The sequence below is a fragment of the Rhizobium sp. FY34 genome (assembly GCF_005222845.1).
Lineage (GTDB): Bacteria > Pseudomonadota > Alphaproteobacteria > Rhizobiales > Rhizobiaceae > Neorhizobium.
The window spans coordinates 409,366-428,392 of record NZ_STFZ01000018.1; the positions used below are offsets into that span (position 1 = coordinate 409,366).

The following is a 19,027-nucleotide window of genomic DNA, read 5'->3' on the forward strand; positions in this document are numbered from 1 at the left end:
CCGGAAATGCTCTATCCCTTGAAGCGCCTCTCCTGCTGTTTGAGGAATGCTGCCAACCTGTCGAGCACCAGGCGCATTTCCGGCCTGTGCCGGTCATCATCATTGGCGACAATGAAGAGCGGATGCGACAGCGCGTCAATCACCGGCCCGGTGCGGCGCAGATCGGGCAGGGCATCACCGACAAAACATGGTAGGACGCCGCGACCGTTTCCCGACAGAAGTAACCGCAGCAGCAGCGCAGGCGCATTGGTCCAGGTGGTGATATCTGCCTCGTGATTTTCAAAGGTCCATCCGTCGGCCGCTGTGGCAGCACTTTCGGTGCCAATCGATGTCCAGGGCAGGTTGTCCGGATCGGCATCAGTCAGCGCGTGATAGGCCGCATATCGGACCTCGACAGAGGCGCGCACCGCCAGATTGCCGGAGCTTGGGCGGTTGCTGACGATCCCGACATCGGTGGCGCGAAAGGTAAAGGTCTCGCTATCATGCACCGTCTTGCAGCACAGGCGGAAACCATCGCCGGGCTTGCGGATCTCGGCTGCGTGGTCGGCGATGAAGCCCGATAGCCAGGCATCGCTGCCGATGGACACAAGCGGTGTGGCAAACGCCTGTTGGTGCCAGAGGCTGATGCCTTCGGCGGCATCATGCATGGCGCGCACCCGGTTCAGCAGCGCCTCGCCATCGGGTGCCAGCCGGTAACCCTGCTGGCTGCGAATGAACAAAGCCCGCCCCATGCGGCGTTCCAGCGCCAGCATGCGCCGACCGATGGTGGGCGCGCTCAAGCCCGTTGCTTCGGCAGCGCCGGAGAGACCACCGGCGCTAGCTACATGAAAAAAGAGTTTGAGGTCGTCCCAGTCGGCGTGCTGCATGGCGGCAATCTAGCGGGGTGGCAAGCGGTGGTCCATGCTGCAGGAATGAAAGACATCTTTCGAACACGGCTCTACGGCGCCGTGCCTGTCTTCGGCTCTAATGGTTCTCCAGAAGATCAAGCAGGATGCGGGAGATCAGCGATGTTGCACAGTGGAATTGTATTGCAGCGGGAAGGGCGCCGCTCAGACTGCAAGGCTGCGCATCCGCTGGCCGATCCGCTGGACGGGCCTGAGTGGCAGGGCCATTCCCGCTTTATCCCGCTGCTTGTCTTTCTCTCGAACTGGGGAATGAGACGTCGCCAAAGCAAAAAGGCCCCGGCGGTGAACCGGGGCCTTCCATTCATTCCTTGCCGCAGAGATGGCGATCAGGCGGCACGTCCATACTGTTGCGAATAGCCGGGCTGGCCAGACTGTGCCAGGCGGAACTGGCCGAGCAGGCGTTGCAGTTCCTGGGCTTCCGTCGACAGTTGATGTGCTGTGGCGGTCGCTTCTTCCACCATGGCAGCGTTCTGTTGCGTGCCCTGGTCCATTGTGTTGACGGCCGTGTTGATCTCCTGCAGGCCGAGAGACTGTTCGCGATAGGCCTCGGCAATCGCCTGCACGTGGCTGGTGATGTGCTGGACCTGGTTGACAATGCCTTCCAGTGCCTTGCCGGTATCACCGACGAGGGTCACGCCGCTGGCAACCTGGGTGCTGGATGTGTTGATCAGCCCCTTGATTTCCTTGGCGGCCTTGGCCGAACGCTGGGCCAGTTCACGCACTTCCTGTGCAACAACGGCAAAGCCCTTGCCCGCTTCGCCGGCCCGAGCGGCTTCGACACCGGCATTCAGAGCCAGAAGATTGGTCTGGAAGGCGATTTCGTCAATCACGCCGATGATGCTGGAAATTTCGCCGGAGGATTTTTCGATGGCGTGCATGGCATCGACGGCCGAGCGCACCACGCTGCCGGAATTGCGGGCATCCTCGCCGGTGGAGACCACCAGCTTGCGTGCCTCTTCGGCGCGCTTTGCACCATCGCGCACGGTGGTGGTGATTTCCTCGAGCGCTGCTGCCGTCTGTTCGACAGAGGCGGCCTGCTGCTCGGTCCGGCGCGACAGGTCGTCGCTTGAGCTGCGGATCTCGTTGGCAGCGGCGCCGATCGCCTGGGCATTGTTGCCGACAAGCTGCATTGCTTCGTTCAGCTTCTCCACCGAATGGTTGAAATCGGTGCGCAGCATATCGAGCTTGGCGGTGAAAGGCTTGTTGATGCGGTGCGACAGGTCGCCATCGGCCAGTGCGCGAAGCCCGGTTGCCAGGGCCTGCACCACGTCTGCCAACACATGCGCCTCTTCGGTTTTCAGCGCTTCATTGGTGGCGCGTTCCTCTTCGCTGGCGCGGCGCGTGCGCTCGGTGGCTTCTTCCAGACTGCTGCGCTCAAGAGCGTTGCGGCGGAAGACTTCCACGGCCTTGGCCATAGCGCCGATTTCGTCACGGCGATCCGCGCCATCGATATTGCCGGATGTCTCGCCGCTGGCAAGCGAGGCCATACGGGCGCGCAGGCTTTCCATCGGTCCGGTAATGCCGGCGCGAGCAACAAAGAAGGCCATGACAATGCTGGCAATAACGCCGAGCACGAGCGTGATCATGGATGTGGTGATGATCGAGGATGTATCGGCGGCAATCGTCTTGCCGCCATTGGCGACCAGTTCGGTCAGCTTGCCATTGTTGGCGCCGGATTTTGTCGAGAAATTCTGCGCGGCGACATCGAGTTTGCGCACGATGTCGAGTGCATCGGCCGTCTTGCCTGCATCCTTGGCGGCGACCACCTTGTCAAAGCTGGTCTTGAACTCATCCATCAGGCCCATCAGCTCGTCGCCGGCCTGCTTGCGTTCCGGCACCATGCGGGCAATATCCACCAGCTTGGCCTTTGCGCCATCCAGGTTGCGGATGAAGGCGGCTTTGGCTTCCTCATAGGCTGGCGAACCGGCGTCGTTCAGCGCAACGCGGGTTATGGCATTGATGGCTGTCCACATGCCGGCCGACGACCGTGCGCCCAGTACCGCAGCACCTGCCTCATTGGCGATGAAGTCAGCATAGCGCTGGTTGACGTTGTCAAACTGGTTGCTGATGTAAGAGATACCGGCCATGGAAAACAGGCCGAGGAAAATGATGACGGACATGATCTTTGTCCGGATCGACATATGTCGTAGCATCTGAAACCTTCAAAAAAATGGAAAAATCCTGCTGCCAACCCCCTGCCGACAGCCCATTTCCGAGAAAGCAAGACTTGATCGTTGGCCGTAAACGGTCCTCCTCATCTCACCCCTGCAGAACGTAATGCAGGAAAGGTTAACCTATTGTGTAAGATTCAACGTATGCTCGCATATGAGAAAACAGTGATGGAACGTTGACTGGCTTCTTCCGCCAGAACCATCTTGCCATTACTATAGCCGGAACCCGATTCTACTTGGCGCGTTGAAGGCGGGCGAAGTTATAAGGTGCGCTGCGAAATGGCAGCGCCAAGGAGGAAACATGTTGAAGGTGATCCAGGCCGCAGGGCTTGCGCTGGCCGTAACCCTGACAGGGCTGTCTGCGACATCGCCAGCGGTTGCACAGGACATCGAATTGCGGATCGGCCCGGATGGCGTCCGGCCCATCATTCGCGATCCGCGCGACCCCCGTTATGACCCGCGTTATGATCCGCGCTATCAGCAGCGCGATCCGCGCGAAGCCGAGCGCGATCGCCGTCGCCCGCCACCGCGTGGTTGTGACGAGCGTGAAGCCCGTGCGGCTGCCCGCGATGCGGGCCTGCGTGATCCGGAAGTCGTGCGTGTGACGCCGGGCCGCGTTGTTGTGGAAGGCATGACGCGCCGCGGCCCACAGCGCATCACATTTGCCAATGAGCGCGGTTGCCCGGAGCTCTGAGCCCGTCTTTTCTACCGACCAAGAAAGCCCGCTGTCCGGCGGGCTTTTTGCTGCCTTGAGATTGCCGCGCCGCGGTGCAAGATCAGCATCTCGTTCCTTGTGCTCACAACGCTTGAGATTTTCCCCATGCCGTTTTCGCTGACGCCCGCTGCCATCTGGCCGATCGTGATGCTGATCGCCTCCAATGTCTTCATGACCTTTGCCTGGTATGGCCACCTGAAGCACAAGGGCAGTGCGCTCTGGCTTGCCATCCTGGCCAGCTGGGGCATCGCTTTCTTCGAATATTGCCTGGCAGTGCCGGCCAATCGTATCGGTTCGGACGTTTACTCGACAGCGCAACTGAAGACGATCCAGGAGGTCATCACGCTTCTGGTATTTGCCGGCTTCTCGATCTTCTGGCTGGGTGAGAACCTCACCTGGAACCATGCCATCGGCTTTGCGCTGATTGCCATCGGCGCCTCGTTCATCTTCCGGGCGTAGATTTCAGCGCAAAGGCCCGCTGGGTGGCCGGCGCCTCGTCGGTGGTGATCTGGTCTGGCTTCAGCGCCATCAGGCTTGCAAAATCGGCCCATTCCGCGTCGCTGAAACCGGTATCGGGGTCTTTCAGATTGAAGGTCCAGGCATCCACCTTACAGCCTTGCTCCCGGCAAAGTGCGACAAGATCAAGGCCTGCCTTCTGCGCGGCGAGCAGAAGCGGCCAGGAAAGGTAGATCGTGTCCGGTTCGGTTGGTCCGCGCAGATCCGACAAGAGATCCGCCTCCACGGCCAGAGCACCGTGTGTCTCCAGCAGGGTGAATAGCTTGTCGGTCGGGTCGATGCCGCGCGCAACGGATGGTAGCCTGTGCTTTACAGCGAGGATCAGGTCAAGATCGGCGCCGCTGATGATGATCGAGGTACCGGAGCCTGCGAAATAATCGGCCAGATGGTCGAGACCGCGGGTGCCGATGGTCGAAAGCCTGTCCTTCATGTCAAATTGCAGCAGAGCCTGCGGATGCGCCGTCGAGATCAGATCGGCGAGGTCTTCGCTAAGGATCGGCGGCGTGCCACCAGCCTTCACGGCAAGGGTCCGCAGCATTTGCGGCGTCGCCTCGCGCACGAGGCCTGAGCCGGTAGTTTCGCCCTCCAGACGCTGATCGTGCAGCACGACGAAACCGCCATCGCCGCGCACCCGCAGATCAAGCTCCATCGATGCACCGGTGCGAAAGCCGAGTGCCATCGTTTCTGCCGAAAACAAAGGTGCCGACAGACTGAGGCGCAGGCGATGCCATTTCAGTCGGGTGCGATGCCCGTCGTGGAAAATCTCGAGACCGGGCTGTGGATCTGGCATGGCATTCCGTCTTGTTTGTGCCTTCTGGGGGCAATGTGGCATTCGCCGGAGCCGGAAGGAAGCCCCTGTCATTCTGAGCGGTCACAATGTGACCGCCTATGAGATGTCGCCTGAAACTTGACTGTCGATCTGCCCTGAAGCGACGGCATGCATCCTTGGACGAAAGGCTACCAAGGAACCTTTCCGTGATCTCGCCGTTAACCGGGCGGAACAATAGGGAACTCGGCAGTGAATAGTATCGTTTGGCTCGTCGGGGCCGTTGTCATCGTCATCGCAATCCTCAACCTGGTTGGTTTTGCGTGAGTGAATCCGGCGGAGGCACGGCGTGTCCGTCATCGTCATAGGAGAGAGAACATGAACAGCATCGTATGGCTTGTTGGCGCAGTTGTCATCGTCATTGCCGTCCTGTCGTTTGTCGGCATTGCCTGACATCGACTGCTGCTGACGCGGCAAAAACTGTTGTGAAAAAGGCGCGGGTGAGAAATCATCGGCGCCTTTTTCGTTTGTCGTGGAAGGAATTGGGGCGATCCCTTGCCCGAGCGGCGAAAGGCGCGGGCAGGGGATCCAGATCGGTGTTCAGGCGGAGACCAGAACGGCAAAAGGCCGAGCGGCAAACAGGTCCGACAGTTCAAGCGCCGGGCCGGGCTGAAAAATATCGTCCGACATCAGGTCCCGGTAACTGCGCGCGCCGAGGCGCTCCTCCAGGTTCAGGCGTGTATCCGTCCAGATCTGGCCGGCGGGCAGGGCACCGGAACCCAGCGTTTCCAGCATCAGGCGCGGTACGGCCAGAATGATCACGTCATTGCCCTGGCGCCTTGCAAAGGCCAGCACATGATCCACCATTGGACCGGTGGCGGCCAACGGAACATAGGCACCAAGGCGAAAGAGATCGGGCAGGCTCTGGCGAAGCGGCAAGAGAGTGCCGATGATTCTCTGCTTCAGCCTTCCATCCATCCAGGCGCGGATGTCGGCGGGATCGCAGGCGCAATCCAGACCTGCCGAAAGCGCGTCGTAATCGGGCATGCGCCGGTTGTCGGGATCGACAAGCGAAAGGTCCTGGCCCTCGCTGCCCTGGTAGAAATCCGGAATGCCGGGTGCCACCAGCTTGATCAGCGTTTGCGTGACGCTGTTGATGGCGCCGGCCGGCAGGAACTTGTCCATGCGGGCGATGAAATCGCGCCGGAAGTCCACGCCTTGCCTGCCCAGTAGATGGCGGGCATAGCCGATGACCGCCATCTCGTAATCGACGTTCTGGTCGGTCCAGCTGGTGCGCAGCTTTGCCTCGCGCAGGGATTTTTCCAGATAGGCGATGAAGCGCTCTTCCAGCGCCTTCAGCCCCGCTGTCTCTTCGGGGCCAAGATCCTGCGGCCAGACGCCGATCAGTGCCTGATAGATCAGCCATTCGACCTCCGGTTCCGGGGCCGGGCCATCGGGCAGTTCGATGACGCGGCTCTGGTTCATCGCGCGCCAAGTCTCGAAGGCCTCGCGCCAGACATCCGGCGCTTCGGCAAGCGCGTAAAGCCGGGCCCTTGCATCTTCGCCACGCTTGGTGTCGTGGGTGGTGGTGCCGGACAGGCCTTCCGGCTGTTCGGCATGGCGCCTCTTCATCTCGGCATGGAAGCGCGCGATGCCGCCGGGTGCGGCGTCTGCTTCACCACCCACTTCGTTTAGGGCGATCAGCGGGTTGATGCGGAAGAACAGCGTATCTTCCAGCGATTTGGCCATCAGCGGGCCGGTCAGCTGCTGGAAGCGCGACCGCCAGATGGCGGCTTGACGGTCGAAATCCTGATCCATATCGCCCGTCAGAATGCGGGCAAGCAAGCCAAGCGCTGCCGGCTTCGGCGGCTGGGCGCCGGGTTTCACCGTCTGCAGAATGTCGGCCAGCCGCTGGCGGTCGCCGGGCTCCAGTCCAAGCTCCGTGCCATAGATGCGGTAGACGGGAAATGCGATCAACAGCTCGCGCAGCGCTTGACGGATGTCACCCTCCGACAGCGTGCCGGCATCGGCATGCCCCTCGGCAATCTCACTGGCGATCTTGACCAGGCGTGCCACTTCGCCGGCAAAATTGACATCCACCATCAGGCCCTTGGCCTTGCGGGTCTCTTCTGCCACATCGATCGCCCGCCCGGCAGTCTCGGCATAATGGCGGTTGAGGGTCTTGTAGCCTTCGGCATCCACCAGCACGTCGGACATGGCTGCGATGAACTCATAGCCGGTAGTGCCGGATACCGGCCAATCGGCTGGCAGTTGCTCGCCATGCGCCAGGATCTTTTCCACAACCAGATAGCAATCCGGGCCGACGGCAGCGCGCAACCGTGTGAGATAGGCGCGCGGATCGGCGAGGCCATCGATATGGTCAATGCGCAGACCGTCCACGGCGCCCGAGCCCACCAGATCGAGGATCAGGCCGTGGCTTGCGGCAAAGACGTCGTCAGCCTCGACACGCAGGCCGGCAAGCCCGGTGATTTCGAAGAAACGGCGATAACTGAGATCGCGCGGTGCATCGCGCCAGGACATCAGCCGGAAGGGCTGCGCCTCATGTACCGATTCGAGGAAAGCCTTGTCCTCGGCGCGGTTCTTCAATGCCGCATCGAGCGCGTCTGCGTCCGGGCCGGTCGCCAGATCGCGCATGCGCGCATGAAACACGTCTTCGCTTTCAGGCTTTGCCGATGCAGCAAGCTCGAGAAGGGTGCGGGCAAGCGGCAGGTCGATGCCGGCAAGCACCTGTGCATAGGTTGCGGGATGGAGCGGATAGAGGCTTTCGAAATAGCCGAGTGCTAAGGCGCCATGCGCACGGTCCAGCGCGATCGTCAGATCGCCGGCGGATAGCACCGCATCGAAATCATCACCGAGGAAGGGAAGCGTCAACCGGCGTTCCCAGTTCACATCGAAGAAATGCCGGAACGGGCTGTCCTTGCCCCATTCCACGATGCTGCGCCACCAGGCGTTTTCCAGATCCGCCGCCATATGGTTCGGCACGATATCGAGAATGAGGCCGAGACCAGCGGCCTTCAGCGCCGCACTCAAGCGATCGAAACCTGCGCGCCCGCCCAATTCCGGCTCGATGTCAGTGGCATCGGCCACATCATAGCCGTGGGTGGAGCCTTTGGCCGCGGTAAAGATCGGCGAGGCGTATAGGTGGCTGATACCCAGGCGCTTGAGGTAGGGCGCCAGTTCCACAGCGCGGTCGAAGGTCATGCCGTTGCGGAACTGGATCCGATAGGTCGAAGTGGGGATCGTCAAGCTTCATGCGCCTCCGACGCGAGGTCTGGGGAATGGGTCCCCTGAAACGCAAGGAAGCTGCAGGTGTTCCCGATGGGATGGACCCTGCTGAATGAAATCTGACGATTGGGTTCTTCAGCGTTCGGGATTGTCGGCATTGGCCATGGGGCTCACATGGCCGTCGGCTGCATCGCCATCGGTGCGCTCGTCAATCTCATCAAGATCGCTCTTGACCATATAGATATCGCCGCTACCGAGCCGGGCCGCTTCCTGACGCGCCTTCAGGCTCATCATGTCGGTCTGTACCAACGTCGCATCGTCAGTCGGTTCGCGTCCCTTTTGGCTCGTCTTGTCCGTCGTGTCCATGGTCCTGTCCTTCCGGTCCTGGCCTTTGGCGGCCAAGAGACAAACCCGGAGCGATGACGTCGGTTCCACTGAGGCAGGATAAAACAATGTGTCTCGAGACAGAGGACGGAGTGCCGATGCGCTCCGCCCTCTGCACTGTCAGAGCGCGTAGCGGTCGCGCAGGGCTTCGAACTTCACCAGCTGCTCGCCCACCAGTTCGCGGGCGGCGTCACGCTTGACGAAGACCTTGAACATGGCGGCGCCCTTGGCGTTCATGAACCAGACGGAACAGGAACGGCGGCCGTGGAAAGCGCGATCGACGAAGGTGATGCCGGCACAGTTGTCCTTGCGGATGTGACCGCCGATCGGGCTGTCGCCGTGGATGTTGAACCAGCCATGGCCTTCGCTGCCGATGGGCAGGGAGCCGCTGGCTTCCAGCACGATATCATCGGTGTGGACGATGAACAGGATCTCGCCCCAACTCGACATCTCGCTCCAGATGGCTTCGAATTCGGAAACGTCCGCCGTGGTTGCGGCACCCTTGGGCAGGATGGCGAGGATTTCGGCAGGCGCTACCTCGGCCTTGGTGGCAATCGCTTCCACCACGCCGTCGGGCTTTTCGGCCAGTGCTGCCTGCGCCCGTTCCAGGCGGACATCGTCACCGGCGGCCAATACGCTCAGGCTGCTCATGCGGCCTCCGCGCTTTTGCCCTTGGCGTCTTCGTGCAGGATCACTTCGAAGCCTTCGAAATGCGGGCCGGACAGATATTCCACCTTGCCGCGGTTTTCGGCGGCGCGGGCGTGCGAGGCGCGGAACTGGTCGGAATTCGTCCATGCGGTGAAGTGTTCGTAGGTTTCCCACAGTGTGTGCGAAGCATAGAGGGTGTGATCCTCCTGCTTTGCTCCCTTCAGCATGTGGAATTCCAGATAACCCGGTACCGTGGAGAGGTTGCGTTCACGGGTGCGCCAGATTTCCTCGAAAGCCGCTTCAAAGCCCGAGACGACACGAAAGCGGTTCATCGCGATGTACATTAGAAAACCTTCCTTTTTTAACTGGTGTTAATGTCTCAAGATATCTGTTGCTCCGGTTCTTGAAAAGCCCTAAAACTTTCAATCACCACTCAAGTTTGGACAAAGGAAGCAGGCTGGCGATTGCCGGTCTTGCCGATGTCCGCCAAGGCGTCAGGACGGGATGATATGACGATGCGTTCGCTTTCTAAAACGGGGATCTATGCGCTGCTAATGGCGGCAGCCTGGTCTGTAACGCCGCTTCAGGCGGCCGAAAAACAGAACCCGGCGGCCCAGCGAATCGTTTCGATTGGCGGTACGATCACGGAAATCCTCTATGCGCTGGGCGCGCAGGACCGCATCGTGGCGCGCGATGCGACGAGCAGTTATCCGTTGGACGCATTGAAGAAGGCCGATATCGGCTATATGCGCGCCTTGTCGCCGGAAGGCATTCTTGGCCAGACGCCGGACCTCATCCTGTCGGAAGACGGTGCCGGCCCGCCGGACGCGGTCTCCATCCTGAAGGCGAGCGAAATCGCCGTGGTGACGATCGATACGCCGCCGGCGGGTGCCGCGATCCCCAAGAAGATTCGTGATGTTGGCGCAGCCGTCGGCCTTTCCGACAAGGCCGATGTACTTGCTGCAAAGACCGACGCGGATCTGAAGGCGCTGGCAGCAGAGGTTGCCAAGCTGCCGGCTGAGCGCAAGCGTGTGCTGTTTGTTCTGTCCGTGTCGGGTGGCCGCATCATGGCCGGGGGCAAGGATACGGAAGCGGCGGAAATCATTGAAATGTCCGGCGGCATCAATGCAGCCGAAGGTATTTCCGGCTACAAGCCGCTGACCGATGAGGCGGTGATCGGCGCCAAGCCGGATGTCATTCTGCTGATGCAATCGGGCAATCACGGCGTGAAGCCGGACGAAGTCTTTGCGCTGCCGGCCTTCCAGTCGACGCCTGCGGCGGCCAAGAAGGCCATCGTGCAGATGGATGGTCTGTTCCTGCTCGGTTTTGGTCCGCGTACGCCGGAAGCGGCCCGCAGCCTGGCAGCCCAGCTTTATCCCGGAGCCTTTCCGGGATGAAAACCCTTGCTTTGCCGCTGGGCTTGAGCCCTCGCGATGGTGATCGGTCCCGCCAGGGCGTTCTTTGCCTCGTGGTGCTTCTTCTGCTGCTGACAGTTGCCTGCCTCATTTCGCTCGGCAGCGGCCCGACTGGCGCCGATCTTTCGCATCTTTGGCTCTATATCACCGGGCGTGGCGATGAGCTTTCACTGCAAGAACGCGTGGTGCTCGAGGCTGTGCGTCTGCCGCGCACGGCACTTGGCCTGCTGGTTGGCGCGGGGCTTGCCGTTTCGGGCGCCATGATGCAGGGCCTGTTTCGCAATCCGTTGGCCGATCCGGGCGTTGTCGGCGTAACCTCGGGTGCTGCATTGTTTGCTGTTGCCGGTATCGTGCTTGGCTCGACCTCGCTTCTGGCGCCGGTCTCGCTTCTGCTCGGCAGCCATTTCCTGCCGCTGATGGCCTTTCTCGGCGGCCTGCTCAACACCTGGCTTTTGTACCGGATCGCGACGCGCGGCGGTGAAACGCATACCACGACGCTGATCCTGTCGGGCATTGCCGTGGGTGCCCTCAGCCTTGCCCTGATGGGCCTGCTGATCTTCATGGCCGATGACCGGCAGCTGCGCGATATCACCTTCTGGAACCTCGGCTCGCTGGGTGGCGCCACCTATGCCCGCGTCATTTCTGTGCTTCCATTTGTTCTTCTGGTCACCGCCATCATTCCGTTCGTCGCGCGCGGGCTCGATGCGCTGATCCTTGGCGATGCGGCGGCGTTCCATATGGGGGTTCCGGTGCAGCGGCTGAAGCGGCTCGTCATTCTGGCGGTTGCTGCTGCCTGTGGCGCAACGGTTGCCGTTGCCGGTTCCATCGGCTTTGTCGGCATTGTTGTGCCGCATCTGCTGCGCCTCGTCATCGGCCCGTCGCACCGCTTCCTACTGCCGGCCTCGGCTATCGGCGGTGCAGCGCTGCTGCTGATTGCCGATAGCGTGGCGCGCACCATTGTTGCGCCGGCCGAACTGCCGATCGGTATCATTACCGCACTCTTTGGTGCGCCCGTGTTTTTGATGTTGCTGCTCGGGCGTCACAGTGCCCAGCGTATGGGAGGTGCCTGATGATCAGAGCTCAATCGGCGACCGTTGAACGGTCCGGCCGTCGCCTGCTGGACGATGTCTCGCTGGAATTGCAGCCCGGCGAAATGACCGTCATCATCGGTCCGAATGGCGCCGGTAAATCGACGCTGATGAAGGCGCTGTCCGGCGAGTTACAGCTGACGCAGGGTTGCATCAGCTATGACGGCATGGATGTGGCGCTGTATAATCCGCGCCAACTGGCCTCGCGGCGTGCCGTGCTGCCGCAGGCGAGTGAACTGGCCTTTCCCTTCTCGGCGCTGGAAATCGTGCGCATGGGCGCCGTCGCCCAGGGCGCCATCGATCCGGTGGCGGAAGCGCGTCTGGCGCTGGCACGGGTCGGGCTTGCCGGTTTCGAGGGGCGGCCGTTTCCTTCGCTCTCGGGCGGCGAACAGCAGCGGGTACAGTTTGCCCGTGCTCTGGCGCAGGTGCCGCGCGCCGTCGATCGCGGCCTTCCGCGCGCGCTATTTCTCGATGAGCCGACGGCAAGCCTTGATCTTGGCCATCAGATTTCGGTTCTCGAAACCGCCCGGCGCTTTGCCAATGAGGGCGGCATTGTGCTCGCCATCCTGCATGATCTCAATCTGGCGGCCGAATTTGCCGATCGCGTCATTGTTCTGTCGCGTGGCCAGGTGGTGGCGGAAGGGCCGTGCTGCGATACACTGAGCGACGAGATTGTTGCCAGTGTCTATGGCATTGCCGGTGCTGTCGGGCGCATGCCGGCGGCCCATATTCCCTTCGTGCTGCCGCAGTCGCGCCACCGTGCGGCTGTCTGAAAAGTCCGATAGCCAGTATCTGGCTATCCCGAATCCGGTCGGGTGACGATGAAGATTGATGACCCGACCATGATGGCCAGCACCAGCGCGCCGCGCCAGAGCGGCGGCGATGTGCCGACGATGAACACGGCATAGCTCACCGTCATCAGCGAGACGGCGGCGATCTTGGCGCGGCGAGAGATGGCACCATTGCGGCGCCAGTCTTTCAGCGGTGGCCCGAAACGCGGATGCTCCATCAACCAGGCCTCCAGCCGTGGCGAGGAACGCGTAAAGCAGGCAACCGCCAGGAGCAGAAACGGCGTTGTCGGCAAAAGCGGTAGAAAGACCCCGACCAGGCCCAGCGCCACGAACATCCAGCCGAGGCTCAAATAGACCCACCGCATCAAAACCTGCCCTCTGTGTGCGGCCAAGTATAGCGGATGCTTGAGGCTTGGGAAATCCTTATCCTGCCACTCAAGTTCGATCGGATGAAAGCCCCTCTCTGGCTTGCCAGCCATCTCCCCCACAAGGGGGGAGACCCGCAGAACGGCATTCCTTGCATCCACAATACGCTCAAAATCAGTGATACGTGGTCATTCCTGGGGTTTGGCGGTGTCGTTTTTTCTCTCTCCCCCCTTGTGGGGGAGATGGCGGCAGCCAGAGGGGGAATGTCTCTTTCCTTTCTGCGCAAAGACTGGTGTTTGGTGCCCGCACGGTTATATTGCCGCGCATTAATCACAGGGAGTTCGATCGGCTTGATGTCGCAGAAAAAGGTTCTTGTCGTCGGCGGTGCCGGCTATATCGGTTCGCACAACTGCCTGCTTCTGGCCGAGCGCGGCTATCAGCCGATCGTGTTCGACAATCTCAGCAATGGTCATGCCGAATTCGTCAAATGGGGACCGCTGGAACAGGGTGACATCCGCGACCGCGCCCGGCTGAATGAAGTCTTTGAGAAGCACAAGCCGGATGCCGTCCTGCATTTTGCCGCGCTGATCGAGGTGGGCGAATCGGTGAAAAACCCCGTCGCCTTCTACGACAACAATGTCATCGGCGCGCTGACGCTTCTGTCGGCGGCGCTGGATGCCGGGGTCAAGGCCTTCGTGTTTTCCTCCACCTGCGCCACCTATGGCCTGCCGCAACAGGTGCCAATGGATGAAACCCATCCCCAGGCGCCGATCAATCCTTATGGCCGCACGAAATTCATCATCGAGCAGGCGCTGAAGGATTACGGCACCTACAAGGGCCTGCGTTCGGTGATGCTGCGCTATTTCAATGCCGCCGGTGCCGATTTCGAAGGCCGTATCGGCGAATGGCATACGCCGGAAACCCATGCGATACCGCTTGCCATCGAGGCAGCGCTCGGTCGTCGCCAGGGCTTCAAAGTGTTCGGCGACGATTACGATACGCGAGATGGCACCTGCGTGCGCGACTACATCCATGTGCTGGATCTGGCTGACGCGCATGTGCGCGCCGTCGATTATCTGCTCGCCGGTGGTGAGACGGTGGAACTCAATCTGGGCACCGGCACCGGCACGACGGTGAAGGAATTGCTGGCGACGATTTCCGATGTTTCCGGCAAGCCGTTTCCGGTGGACTATGTCGGGCGCCGCGATGGCGATTCCACCACGCTGGTGGCCAATAATGACAAGGCGAAGGCCGTGCTCGGCTGGGAGCCGCAATATACCCTGCACGACATTATCCGCTCCGCCTGGAACTGGCATTCCAAAGCCAATTTTCACCTGAACTGAGGCGGGGGCGGAGGCGATGGTCGAGGGCGGCGTAAAGCTGGAAGAGAGCTGGAAAGCGGCGCTGGCGCCGGAATTTTCAGCACCTTACATGGGTGCCCTGCGCTCGTTTCTGCTCGCGGAAAAAGAAGCGGGCAAGCGCATCTTTCCCAAGGGGTCGAACTATTTCCGGGCGCTGGATCTCACACCTTTGCGTGAGGTGAAGGTCGTGATTCTAGGGCAGGACCCTTATCACGGGGAAGGCCAGGCGCATGGCCTCTGCTTTAGCGTGCGCCCCGGCGTGCGCGTGCCGCCATCGCTGGTGAACATCTACAAGGAAATGCAGAGCGATCTTGGCATTGCGCCGGCCCGCCATGGCTTTCTGGAACACTGGGCGCGCCAGGGCGTGCTGCTGTTGAACAGCGTGCTGACGGTGGAGGAGGCGCGCGCCGCCGCCCACCAGGGCAAGGGCTGGGAGCGCTTTACCGATGCGGTGATCGCTAAGGTGAACGAGGAGTGCAGCCATGTCGTCTTTCTTCTCTGGGGGGCCTATGCCCAGAAGAAGGCGGCTTTTGTCGATCAGAACCGGCATCTGGTGCTCAAAGCGCCGCATCCATCGCCGCTTTCGGCGCATAATGGCTTTTTCGGCTCGGGCCATTTTTCCAAGGCCAATGCCTATCTGATTGAAAATGGCCGCGACCCGATCGACTGGCAATTGCCCGCCACGCCCGGTGATGACGCATAGTCATTGCAATCTCTAATTTGTGAACAATGCGTTCTGATTGTTCACTCTATGCATTCGGCCCATTTGCAACCATCTTCACTCCAGACACGCGGCCGGCTCATCGGCCGGTTGAACAAGGGGTTTCATCATGATTGACCAGATCAAGGGCCTGCATCACGTCACGTCGATGGCAGCCAGTGCCCGCACCAACAATCGTTTCTTCACCGATGTGCTCGGCCTGCGCCGGGTCAAGAAGACCGTCAACTTCGACGCACCGGATGTCTATCACCTCTATTATGGTGATGAAGTCGGCACGCCCGGTTCGGTGATGACCTATTTTCCGTTCCCGCATATTGCCAAGGGCCGTCCCGGCACCGGCGAAGTGGGCACGACCGTGTTTGCCGTGCCGGATGGTTCTTTGGGTTACTGGGCCAATCGCTTGGCCGCCAAGGGCTCTCTGGACATGAAGGCAGACGAGGCCTTCGGTGAAAAGCGGCTGAACTTCTTCGGCCCGGATGGCGACGGTTTTGCGCTGGTCGAGGTCAAGGACGATCCGCGCGCGGCCTGGACCGGCAATGGCGTCGATATCGACCATGCCATTCGCGGCTTTCATTCGGCCTCTATGCGCCTTCGCGATGAAGGGGCAACCGTCGAACTGTTGAAATTCATGGGCTATGAGGAAGTGGACCGTAAGGATGGCGTGACCCGCATGGGCATTGCCGGTGGCAATGGTGCCGATATGATCGACATTGAAACCATGCCGAACATTGCCCGTGCCAATCTCGGTGCCGGCTCGGTACACCATCTGGCCTTTGCCGTCGACAACCGCGCAAAGCAGTTGGAGGTGCGCCAGGCGCTGATGGATACCGGTTATCAGGTCACCCCGGTCATCGATCGCGACTATTTCTGGGCCATCTATTTCCGCACGCCGGGTGGCGTTCTGTTCGAGATAGCTACCAATGAGCCGGGCTTTGACCGTGACGAGGATACCGCCCATCTGGGTGAAGCACTGAAGCTGCCGACCCAGCATGCTCATCTGCGCTCCTATCTGGAAGAGCATCTGGAAAAGCTGGATGGCTGAGGTAACCGATCATGACTATCGACAGCTACATCCACAAACTGCGTCCGGGGAAACCGGGCGCACCGATCTTCTTCGTCTTTCATGGCACGGGCGGTGACGAAAACCAGTTTTTCGACTTTGCCGGCAGGCTTCTGCCGAAGGCGACGATTGTGTCGCCGCTCGGCGATGTGTCGGAACATGGCGCTGCGCGTTTCTTCCGCCGCAAGGCGGAAGGGCTCTATGACATGGAAGATCTGGCGCGGGCAACGAAGCGCATGGCGGGGTTCGTCTCAGCCCATCGTGAGCAGGCCGAAGCCGGGCCTGTCATCGGACTTGGTTTTTCCAATGGCGCCAATATTCTCGCCAATGTGTTGATCGAGCAGCCCGGCCTGTTTGACGCCAGTGTTTTGATGCATCCGCTGATCCCGTTTGCGCCCAAACCCCGCGCCGGCCATTCGAAACTGCTGGTCACGGCTGGCGAGCGCGACCCGATCTGCCCGGTGCCGCTCACCCAGGCGCTTGTCGATTATTTTTCAGCCCAGGGCGATGCCGTGACGCTGGAATGGCATCCTGGCGGCCATGAGATCCGCCCCAACGAGATCGAGGCGGTGAAGGCGTTTCTGGCGGATTACGGAGTGTGAAGGGGAATTCCCCCTCTGGCTGCCGCCATCTCCCCCACAAGGGGGGAGAGCGATCAATCGACGCCCCGTGCCCGTCTCATCAATTGGTTGCTACCGTTGCGACGGATGTTTGAGACTGCGACGGAGCCGCAATAGGTTCTGCCCCCTTGTGGGGGAGATGGCGGCAGCCAGAGGGGGACTGTCTAACCGCAAGAATGCAGGCATCCCTGATGCACCGCAGCATTTTCAGCTTCCAGCACACCGGCGCGTCGCTATACTGGCGCAAACGATCCGCACAGCAAGGGAGATGAAGGCGTGGCGCCATCGGAAAAACAGGTCTTCAATCCGCCCTCGGTGCGCAAACCCTTTGGCCATTACAATCACGGGCTTCTGGTGCCGCCAGGCGCCTCGCTCCTTGTTACTTCCGGCCAACTGGGCATTGCGCCCGACGACACGATTCCGCCGGATGTGACGGCGCAGGCGGAACTGTGTTTCGAAGCGATCAGGGCTATTCTGGACGAGGCCGGGATGACATTTGCCGATGTCATCCGGATTTCCGCTTTCGTGACGAAGCGCGAGGATTTCGCGGCCTATATGGCCGTGCGTGATCGCTATACGGCAGAGCCCAGGCCTGTTTCGACGCTCATTATCGTGTCCGGTTTTACCCGCCCGGAATTTCTGGTCGAGGTGGAGGTAACGGCCGCCCGCATGGGCTGACGGCCGCCTTTCTTCAATCCTGCCAACTTTTCAGCGCCCGCAGCATCGGCGTCTTTTTGAAGATATGCTCATCCATGCGTGACAGAAGGTGATCGAGCAGGGCGACCGCATCGGCCACTGCCGGCCCCTTGTTCAGCATCACGCATTCGGCGCGGGCGGCCATGGCGGCATCCGTCATCTCGCCGCGCGAGGGAAGGCCGGTTTTCACCAGATCCTCCAGAACCTGGGTCGCCCAGATGGTGGGAACCGAGGCGGCCTCGCAGATCCAGAGGATTTCCTCCTGCATTTCAGCCACCCGTTCAAAGCCGATCTCGGCGGCCAGATCACCGCGGGCAATCATCACGCCAAACGGGCGCTTGTGGTGAAGTGCGCAGGCAATCAGCGCCGGCAGGTTGTGCACGGCATCTGGATGCTCGATCTTGGCAACGAGCCCGAGCGGGTTTAGGCGCGGTGCAGCCTTGGCCAATGCGGCCTCCAGCAGGTCGATATCCTCCGGACGGCTGACGAAGGAATAGCCGAGCATATCGGCGCATTCGACGACAGTGCGCAGGTCCGCTTCGTCCTTGGCCGTCAGCGGTGACAGGCCAAGTGCGGTATCGGGCAGGTTGAGACCCTTTTCCGGCTTCAGTTTCGTGCCGCCGGTCTTGCAGCGGATGACGCGGATGATCGCCTCATTGGGCGCCAGCCGCTCGACGACGCCTTCCAGCTTGCCATCATCATAGCGCACCCGGTCGCCGATCAGTAGACGCGTGACGATTTCAGGCAGGGAGACGGAGGCGCAGGTGCGCACTTCGTCATCCACATAAGGCGCGCCCTCGGCCACCAGCCGGAAGAGGTCGCCTACCTGCAATTTGCCCTTCTTTTCCGGCAGGATCTTTTCGGTGCGGATCTTCGGGCCGGCAATATCCATAAGGATCAGGACCGGGCGCGACAGTGCGGTCGCGGCCGCCTTCACATGCCGCGTCATGGCAAGCCATGCCTCACGGTCATCATGGGCGCAGTTGATGCGCGCAATGTTCATGCCGCGACGCACCAGTTCGGCAATGAAGTCCGGGTCCATGGCCGCTTCGCTCGGCAGCGTCACCATGATGCGGCCACGGCGGTGAGCCGGTGCCGCGCCGAGAAGTTCGTCGGCAGTAGCGGCCAGTGCCTGTTCTCCGGCAAAGAAAGCCTCTTCGCCGGGGCGTGCAAAAGGTGAGATTTCGCCGGCATTCGGCGCAAGGCTTGCAAGAACCGCATCGAGTGTTGGCAGCACGCGGCCTTCCAGCCGGCCAAGCGAGGACAGGCCTTCCACCATCAGCCGCCTTTGCAGCGGGCGGATATCATGGCGGCGCAGCACGAGATAATGCGCCAGATTTTCCAGCCGCTGGCAATCCTGCCCGTCCAGCGCCGTGCCCGCATGGAAGTCCGCGATAAGCGCGGCGGAACCTGCGTCAATCGCTTGGCGCAGGGACAGCAGATCTGCAAACAGTGTTTTAAACCCGCCGGCTGCGGCAGTCTCCGGCAGGGAAAGGGGCAGGGAAAGTGGAAGTGCAGCTTCGCTCATCAGTGGTCTCCGCATCGCATGAGAGGTCAC

At 61.1% G+C, this 19,027-nt stretch carries 19 protein-coding genes; 10 read left to right on the forward strand and 9 right to left on the reverse strand.

What is annotated here, in order from left to right; translation table 11 throughout:
• Nucleotides 1–11: 11 nt before the first annotated feature.
• Both E8M77_RS16215 and E8M77_RS24405 read right to left on the reverse strand, forming a co-directional pair.
• Nucleotides 12–866, reverse strand: coding sequence for a LysR family transcriptional regulator (locus tag E8M77_RS16215; RefSeq protein WP_137131657.1), 855 nt, complete (start codon nucleotides 864–866; stop codon nucleotides 12–14).
• Between the two features lie 365 nt (nucleotides 867–1,231).
• Nucleotides 1,232–3,025, reverse strand: a complete 1,794-nt coding sequence (locus E8M77_RS24405; RefSeq protein WP_170975901.1) for a HAMP domain-containing methyl-accepting chemotaxis protein — start codon at nucleotides 3,023–3,025, stop codon at nucleotides 1,232–1,234.
• Between the two features lie 352 nt (nucleotides 3,026–3,377).
• Between E8M77_RS24405 and E8M77_RS16225 the strand changes: the two genes are divergently transcribed.
• Entirely contained in the window at nucleotides 3,378–3,770 is a 393-nt protein-coding gene (locus E8M77_RS16225; protein WP_137131659.1) for a hypothetical protein, read from the forward strand.
• 126 nt (nucleotides 3,771–3,896) lie between these two features.
• The gene (locus E8M77_RS16230; RefSeq protein ID WP_137131660.1) at nucleotides 3,897–4,250 is read left to right on the forward strand and encodes a DMT family protein; all 354 of its coding nucleotides are present in this window, start codon (nucleotides 3,897–3,899) and stop codon (nucleotides 4,248–4,250) included.
• On the opposite strand, the gene E8M77_RS16235 is transcribed toward E8M77_RS16230, so the two are convergent.
• From E8M77_RS16235 to E8M77_RS16255, 5 genes are all read right to left on the reverse strand, one after another.
• Nucleotides 4,234–5,097 (reverse strand): glycerophosphodiester phosphodiesterase family protein, encoded by an 864-nt coding sequence (locus E8M77_RS16235; RefSeq protein ID WP_137131661.1) that lies wholly within the window; start codon nucleotides 5,095–5,097, stop codon nucleotides 4,234–4,236. The genes E8M77_RS16230 and E8M77_RS16235 overlap by 17 nt on opposite strands.
• A 576-nt stretch (nucleotides 5,098–5,673) precedes the next feature.
• Complete coding sequence (gene treY / locus E8M77_RS16240; protein WP_137131662.1) at nucleotides 5,674–8,340, reverse strand: malto-oligosyltrehalose synthase; 2,667 nt, start codon at nucleotides 8,338–8,340, stop codon at nucleotides 5,674–5,676.
• Nucleotides 8,341–8,454: 114 nt separating this feature from the next.
• Nucleotides 8,455–8,685 carry a hypothetical protein gene (locus tag E8M77_RS16245; RefSeq protein WP_137131663.1) on the reverse strand — a complete coding sequence of 77 codons (231 nt, stop codon included), beginning with the start codon at nucleotides 8,683–8,685 and terminating at the stop codon, nucleotides 8,455–8,457.
• 138 nt (nucleotides 8,686–8,823) lie between these two features.
• Nucleotides 8,824–9,354, reverse strand: coding sequence for a heme utilization cystosolic carrier protein HutX (gene hutX, locus E8M77_RS16250; RefSeq protein ID WP_137131664.1), 531 nt, complete (start codon nucleotides 9,352–9,354; stop codon nucleotides 8,824–8,826).
• Complete coding sequence (locus tag E8M77_RS16255) at nucleotides 9,351–9,695, reverse strand: antibiotic biosynthesis monooxygenase (protein WP_137131665.1); 345 nt, start codon at nucleotides 9,693–9,695, stop codon at nucleotides 9,351–9,353. The genes hutX and E8M77_RS16255 overlap by 4 nt, the downstream gene beginning before the upstream one ends.
• Nucleotides 9,696–9,866: 171 nt before the next feature.
• Between E8M77_RS16255 and E8M77_RS16260 the strand changes: the two genes are divergently transcribed.
• The 3 genes from E8M77_RS16260 to E8M77_RS16270 are packed head-to-tail and all read left to right on the forward strand — an operon-like array spanning nucleotide 9,867 to nucleotide 12,627.
• The gene (locus tag E8M77_RS16260) at nucleotides 9,867–10,748 is read left to right on the forward strand and encodes an ABC transporter substrate-binding protein (protein ID WP_137131790.1); all 882 of its coding nucleotides are present in this window, start codon (nucleotides 9,867–9,869) and stop codon (nucleotides 10,746–10,748) included.
• Entirely contained in the window at nucleotides 10,745–11,836 is a 1,092-nt protein-coding gene (locus E8M77_RS16265; RefSeq protein ID WP_137131666.1) for an iron ABC transporter permease, read from the forward strand. Before E8M77_RS16260 ends, E8M77_RS16265 begins: the two co-directional genes overlap by 4 nt.
• Nucleotides 11,836–12,627 carry a heme ABC transporter ATP-binding protein gene (locus E8M77_RS16270; RefSeq protein WP_137131667.1) on the forward strand — a complete coding sequence of 264 codons (792 nt, stop codon included), beginning with the start codon at nucleotides 11,836–11,838 and terminating at the stop codon, nucleotides 12,625–12,627. The genes E8M77_RS16265 and E8M77_RS16270 overlap by 1 nt, the downstream gene beginning before the upstream one ends.
• A 23-nt stretch (nucleotides 12,628–12,650) precedes the next feature.
• Here E8M77_RS16270 and E8M77_RS16275 read toward each other — a convergent pair whose 3' ends face one another.
• A complete protein-coding gene (locus tag E8M77_RS16275) occupies nucleotides 12,651–13,010 on the reverse strand; it encodes a YbaN family protein (RefSeq protein WP_137131668.1) in 360 nt (119 codons plus the stop codon).
• A 354-nt stretch (nucleotides 13,011–13,364) separates the two neighbouring features.
• On the opposite strand from E8M77_RS16275, the gene galE reads away from it, so the two are divergent.
• From galE to E8M77_RS16300, 5 genes are all read left to right on the forward strand, one after another.
• A complete protein-coding gene (galE, locus tag E8M77_RS16280; protein ID WP_137131669.1) occupies nucleotides 13,365–14,354 on the forward strand; it encodes a UDP-glucose 4-epimerase GalE in 990 nt (329 codons plus the stop codon).
• Between the two features lie 16 nt (nucleotides 14,355–14,370).
• The gene (gene ung / locus E8M77_RS16285) at nucleotides 14,371–15,075 is read left to right on the forward strand and encodes a uracil-DNA glycosylase (RefSeq protein ID WP_137131670.1); all 705 of its coding nucleotides are present in this window, start codon (nucleotides 14,371–14,373) and stop codon (nucleotides 15,073–15,075) included.
• 127 nt (nucleotides 15,076–15,202) lie between these two features.
• Entirely contained in the window at nucleotides 15,203–16,135 is a 933-nt protein-coding gene (locus tag E8M77_RS16290; RefSeq protein WP_137131671.1) for a VOC family protein, read from the forward strand.
• Between the two features lie 11 nt (nucleotides 16,136–16,146).
• Nucleotides 16,147–16,755, forward strand: a complete 609-nt coding sequence (locus tag E8M77_RS16295) for an alpha/beta hydrolase (protein WP_137131672.1) — start codon at nucleotides 16,147–16,149, stop codon at nucleotides 16,753–16,755.
• Nucleotides 16,756–17,049: 294 nt separating this feature from the next.
• Nucleotides 17,050–17,451 carry a Rid family hydrolase gene (locus E8M77_RS16300; RefSeq protein ID WP_137131673.1) on the forward strand — a complete coding sequence of 134 codons (402 nt, stop codon included), beginning with the start codon at nucleotides 17,050–17,052 and terminating at the stop codon, nucleotides 17,449–17,451.
• A 13-nt stretch (nucleotides 17,452–17,464) separates the two neighbouring features.
• On the opposite strand, the gene E8M77_RS16305 is transcribed toward E8M77_RS16300, so the two are convergent.
• Nucleotides 17,465–18,997 carry a pyruvate kinase gene (locus E8M77_RS16305; RefSeq protein WP_137131674.1) on the reverse strand — a complete coding sequence of 511 codons (1,533 nt, stop codon included), beginning with the start codon at nucleotides 18,995–18,997 and terminating at the stop codon, nucleotides 17,465–17,467.
• Nucleotides 18,998–19,027 lie beyond the last annotated feature (30 nt).